The organism is Nonomuraea sp. NPDC050691 (genome assembly GCF_040654455.1).
GTDB lineage: Bacteria > Actinomycetota > Actinomycetes > Streptosporangiales > Streptosporangiaceae > Nonomuraea.
Genome location: NZ_JBFAIA010000295.1, coordinates 1 through 5,752, shown reverse-complemented (window position 1 = coordinate 5,752; position 5,752 = coordinate 1). Strand labels below are relative to the sequence as shown.

Genomic DNA, 5,752 nt, shown 5'->3' with positions numbered 1-5,752 from the left:
GCGATATCGTGGTCTTCTCGTCACAGAACGGGGGAGGTGGGCGTGCGCAGGTCGGTCAAGTTCCTGCTCCGTCCCACCAGCAAGCAGGCCGCCGCCGCTCTCGCCGCGCTCACCGGTCAGCAGGTCGGCCAGCTCGGCCGTGTCCACGACGCCGTCCAGCGCCCCGGCCAGGTGGGCCAGGCACTCGTCCAGCGCGGCCCGGAAGGCCGGCTCGTGCCGGTAGAGGTCGCCGGCCAGGCCGGGGTACTGCTCGCCGACGCCCGCGAACAGGAAGGCCACCTGCCGGCCCTGGACGGTCTCGACCCGGCCCAGCAGGTCGTCCGCCCGCCGCCCGTCGAGCGCCTCGGCCGCCGACGCGACGTCGCCGGCCACGATCGCCCTGCGGTGCTCGAACGTCTTGCGCCCCACCTGGAGCGTGTACGCGACGTCGGCGAGCCGCAGGCCCGGCTCGTCGCCGAGGTGCCGGCCGAGCCGCCGGCACGCCTCGTCCGCCGCCGTGGCCGTACGGGCCGAGACCGGCACCACCTCGAACCGGCGCCCGGTCCCCGGAACGTGCGTGTCGCGGGCGGGGGGCTCCTCGACCACCATGTGCACGTTCGTGCCGCCCATGCCCAGCGAGTTGAGCCCCGCGATGCGCGGCCGGCCGTCGCGGGTGCGCCACGGGGACAGCTCGGCGTTGACGTAGAAGGGGCTGCCGTCGAAGTCGATCTCCGGGTTGGGGCTGGTGTAGTGCAGGCTCGGCGGGATGATCCCGTGGTGCGCCGCGAGCGAGGTCTTGATGAGGCCGCTCGCCCCGGCCGCCCGGTCGAGGTGGCCGACGTTGGTCTTGACCGACCCGATCGGGCAGTACCGCCGCTCCCGCGTCTGCCCGAAGGCCCGGGTCAGGGCGGCCACCTCGATGGGGTCGCCCAGCTCGGTGGCGGTGCCGTGCGCCTCGACGTAGCTGATGTCCTCGCCGGTGACGCCCGCGTCGGCCATCGCGTCGGCGATGACCCGTGACTGGCCGACGACGCTGGGCGCGGTGTAGCCGACCTTGAGGGCGCCGTCGTTGTTCATGGCCGAGCCGCGGATGACGGCCCAGACGTGGTCGCCGTCGCGGATCGCGTCGGGCAGCCGCTTCAGCAGCACCGCGGCGGCGCCGTCGCCGAACATGCTGCCCTTGGCCGCGGCGTCGAAGGCGCGCACGTGGCCGTCGGGCGACTCCTGGCCGCCCGGCCCGTACAGGTGGCCGACCCGGTCCGGGACGCGGATCGACACGCCGCCCGCGAGCGCCAGCTCGCAGTCGCCGGCCCGCAGGCTCTGCACGGCCAGGTGCGCGGCCACCAGCGACGTGGAGCAGAACGTCTGCACCGCGACACTCGGCCCATACAGGTCGAACAGGTACGACACGGTCGTGGTGAGGGCGTCCTTGTCGTTGCCCATGATGACCTCGAACCCGCTGAACTCGTTCTGGCCGCCGCCGAGCAGGTGGTCGGTCATCCGCAGCAGGTACGTGCTGATGTTGGCGCCGCCGAACACGCCCACCCGGCCCCGGTGCTCCGCGGCCGCGTAGCCGCCCTGTTCGAGCGCCTCCCAGCACACCTCCAGGAAGGCGCGCTGCTGCGGGTCGGTGATGGCGGCCATGCGGGGACTCATGCCGAAGAAGGCCGCGTCGAAGCCGCTGACGTCGTCCAGGACGGGCCGGGCCGGCACGTACGCGGGATCTTTGATCTGCTCGGGGTCGGCCCCGGCGGCCAGCAGCTCCTCCTCGGAGAAGAAGCTGATGGACTCGACGCCGTCGTTGAGGTTGCGCCAGAACGTGGCCACGTCGGCGGCGCCGGGGAAGCGGCCGGCCATGCCGATGATCGCGATGCGGCGGTCGTCCTCGGTGGCGGTCCTGGCGCGCTCGCCGACGACGCGGACGGCGGGGAGAGGGGCGGGGTCCACGGCGTTCGCGGCCTTGGCCGTTGCGGTGTCCGTAGCGGTCGCGCCGCGTTCGTCCAGGATGACGGCCAGGGTGCCGACCGTCGGCGCCTCGAACAGCGCCACGGTGGGCACCGCCACCCCGAACCGCTGCTTCACCAGTGCGAGCATCTGCAGCGCCACCAGCGAGTTGCCGCCCAGGTCGAAGAAGTTGTCCCGGGTGCCGACCGGCTCGACGCCCAGCACCTCGGACCAGAGGGCCGCGAGGGCGTGCTCCACGGGCGACTGCGGCGGGGTGTAGGGCTGGGGAAGCTCGGGGCGCGGAAACCTGTCGCCCGTCCCCGCGGGCAGTCCTTGCGGGTCCGCGGCGCCGTCCGGTGAGGCCCCGGCGAGGAGCGCCGTGGCGGCGGGCACGGAGCGGGGCAGCCGGTCGCCCAGCCCGCCGGCCGCGACCACGAGCCCGGGCCGCGTCGCGGCCGTCAGCCGGTCGAAGGCCGCCAGCGACTCCGCCGCGCTCATCGAGTGCGCGGCCATCGCCGCGCCCATGCCGCCCTCCAGCCGGTCGAGGGTGACGGCCCAGGTGTCCCAGCTCGCCGCCACCCACCGGGTCCGGGTACGGCCCTCGGCCCAGGCGGAGTGGGCGCGGTGGGCGAGCGCGGTCAGGGCGGCGTTGGCGGCGGCGTAGCTGCCGAACGTGATGCCGCCGAGGACCGCCGACGTGGAGGAGAACACGAGGCAGAAGCGCGGCGCCCGGTCGGCCGGGAGCTCGCCGAGCACCTGCTCCAGCACCTGGGCGCCGGTCACCTTGGCGGCGAGGTGGCGGGCGACGGCCTCGTCGTCGAGGTCACGCAGCGGGCGGAAGCCGCCGGGCCGCGTGTCGGCCGCGGCGTGCACGACCCCGTCCAGCCCGCACACGCCGTGATCGGCGAGAGCGGCGACAGTGGCGCGCATGGCTGAGACGTCCGTGACGTCCACCGCCGGGGTGAGCACCTCGGCGCCCAGGGCGCGTATGCGCTCGACCGCCTCGCGGCGCGGGTCCCCCGGCCCGGCGGGGAGTCCGGCGCGGCTGGTGAGGACGAGCCGGGCGGCGCCGGCGCGGGCCAGGTGCTCGGCGACGATCAGGCCCACGTCGCCCAGACCGCCGGTGATCAGATACGTCCCCTTTGTCGTGGAGGGGGCAGGCGGTTCAGGGGCGGGCGGCTCGTCCGGGGTGAAGGTGCGGAGCAGTCGGGTGCCGTTCCGGTAGGCGACGAAGACCTCACCGGACGGGCTCAGGATCTCGCCGGTCAGCGCGTCGGCCACGGCCTGGGCGTCGGCGTCCGGGTCGAGGTCCACGGCGGCGCAGTCGAGGCTGAGGTACTCCTGGTTGGCGACCATCGGCAGGGTTGCCGCGGCCGCGTGGACGGCGTCCGGGACCTCCCCGTCCGCCACCGCCTGCCCGCCGCGCGTGACCAGCAGGACCCGGGTCCCGTCCCCGCCCTGCTCACCGAACGCCGCCAGCAGCCGCGCCACGGGGACCAGCGCTCCCCCGACCCCGGAGTCGCCGCCGCCCGGCGTGGAGGCGCCCGTCGGTGAGAGGAGGCGGAGGTCAACGACCGTGGCCGGGGTGGAGGGGTCCAGGCCCCGGGTGAGCGCCGCGGCGTCGTCCTGCCCGGCGACCGTCAGGACGTCCACTCCGTGCGCGCGCAACGACCGTGCCAGCGCCTCGGCGACCCGGCCGTCCGTACCACCCGAGGCCGGCTCGTCGCCCGCGCGGCCCGAAACGAGCACGCAGCGCCCCGTCCTCGCGACAGAGGCCCCGCTCTCCGGGACGTCCGCCGGGATCCAGTCCGGGACCAGCAGCTCGACACGCGGTCGCCCGGCCCCCACGCTCCCGGCGACACCGGACGACGCCCCGGCCGGCGCGACGCCGTTCAGAGCGTGCGGGGTGAGACCGGGCGCGGCTCCGCCGGACGCCTGCCCAGCGGCCACGACCGCGACCGGGGCCGGAGCCGGCACCGGGGCCGGCACCGGGGCCGGCACCGGGGCCGGCCCCGCGACCGGGACCGCGACCGGAGCGGCCCCGGCAGGCGTGGACGGCTGGGACGGCGGGTCGATCCAGTAGCGCTCCCGCTCGAACGGGTACGTCGGCAGAGCCACCTTGGCCACCGGCCGGTCCTGCCGGTAGCCGGACCAGTCGATCGGCACCCCGGCCAGCCACAGCCGCCCGGCCGCCTCCGCCAGCGCCTCCCCGGCCGGGCGCGGGTCCTCCGCCCCCGGCAGCGTGGCGACGACGAGCGGCCAGCGGTCCGGCGGGCAGTCGCGGTGGCCGCGCGCCATCGCGCCCAGCGACTGGCCCGGCCCGATCTCCAGGAGCGCCGCGTCGCCGTCCAACCGCAGCAGCGTGCTCAGGACGTCGTCGAAGCGCACGGCCGCGCACATGTGCTCGGCCCAGTACGCCGGGTCGGTGAGCTGGGCGGCGGTGGCGAGCTCGCCCGTGACGTTGGAGACGACGGGGACGCGGGGCGCGTGGAGCGGGATGTTCTCGGCGATCCAGGCGGTCAGCGGTTCCCGCAGCGGCTCCATCATCCCGGAGTGGAAGGCGTGACCGGTGGCCAGCGGGCGGCACGGCACCCCGTCCGCCTCCAGCAGCGCCCTGGCCGAGGCCATCGCCGCCGGCTCGCCGGCCAGCACGGTCAGCTCGGGTCCGCTGATCGCGGCGACGTCCACGCCGGTCACGCCGGCCAGGCGGTCGCGCAGGCCGGCGGCGGCGAGCGGCACCGCGCACATCTCGCCCGCGGGCAGCTCGTCGATGAGGGCGGCCCGGTGGGTGACCAGCGCGACGGCCGACTCCAGGGACATCACCCCGGCCAGGCAGGCCGCGACGTACTCGCCGAGGCTGTAGCCGGCCAGCGCGGCCGGTTCGACGCCCCACGACTGGACGAGCCGCGCCAGCGCGTACTCGACGGCGAACAGCGCGGGCTGGAGCAGCCGGGTGGGGGGCGCCGCGTCGGGCGCGGAGACGCGGCCGAGGAGCCGGCCGAGCGCGTCCCCCTGGCCGTCCCGCCGCGGCCCGACCATCTCGGCGAGCGGGTCCTCGCCGCCGGTGCGGCGGCGCAGCTCGGCGCGGCACTGGTCGAGCGTCGCGCGGAACACCGGCTCGGTCTCGTACAGCTCGGCGGCCATCCCCGGGTACTGCTCGCCGGTGCCGGCGATGAGGAAGGCGACGGGCCGGCCGGCGCGGCTCCCGGCGCGGCCGAGCGCCGCCCCGGACCGGAGCCGGTCGGCCGCCTGGGCCGCCGAGGAGGCCACCACCATCCGGCGGTGGGCGAACTCCTGCCGCCCGGTCTGCAGCGTGTGGGCGACGTCGGCCAGCCGTTGCCCGGAGCCGTCGGCGGTCAGGTGCGCGGCCAGGCGTTCCGTCATCGCGTCGGCGGCGGTGGCCGTACGGGCGGACCAGACGAGCAGCTCGGGGCGCGGCGGCTCCTCGGTGCGCGGCACCAGGGGCGCCTCCTCGACCACCACGTGCGCGTTGGTGCCGCCGATGCCGAACGCGCTCACCCCGGCGCGGCGGGTCCGGCCCGCCTCGCGCGGCCAGCCGCGCAGCCCGGTGACGATCTCCAGCCGGGCCTGGCCGGAGGCGAGCTGCGGGTTGGGGTCGGTCAGGTTGACGGTGGGCGGGATCTCGTCGTGGCGCAGGGACAGCGCGACCTTGATGAGGTTGGTGACGCCGGCGGCGCGGTCGAGGTGGCCGAGGTTCGTCTTGACCGACCCGATTCTATTGGACGGTGTTCCCCGAGTACCGTCCACGTGGTAGGTGGTCAGCACGGAACGGGTGGCAGATGTGGCGCCGTTGTAGTACTCGACCTTG

1 protein-coding gene is annotated in these 5,752 nt (G+C 76.0%); it reads right to left on the bottom strand.

The features are described from left to right. Nucleotides 1–5,752, bottom strand: a 5,752-nt coding sequence (locus AB0H81_RS43555) for an SDR family NAD(P)-dependent oxidoreductase (protein ID WP_358388008.1), incomplete at both ends; no start/stop codon positions are given.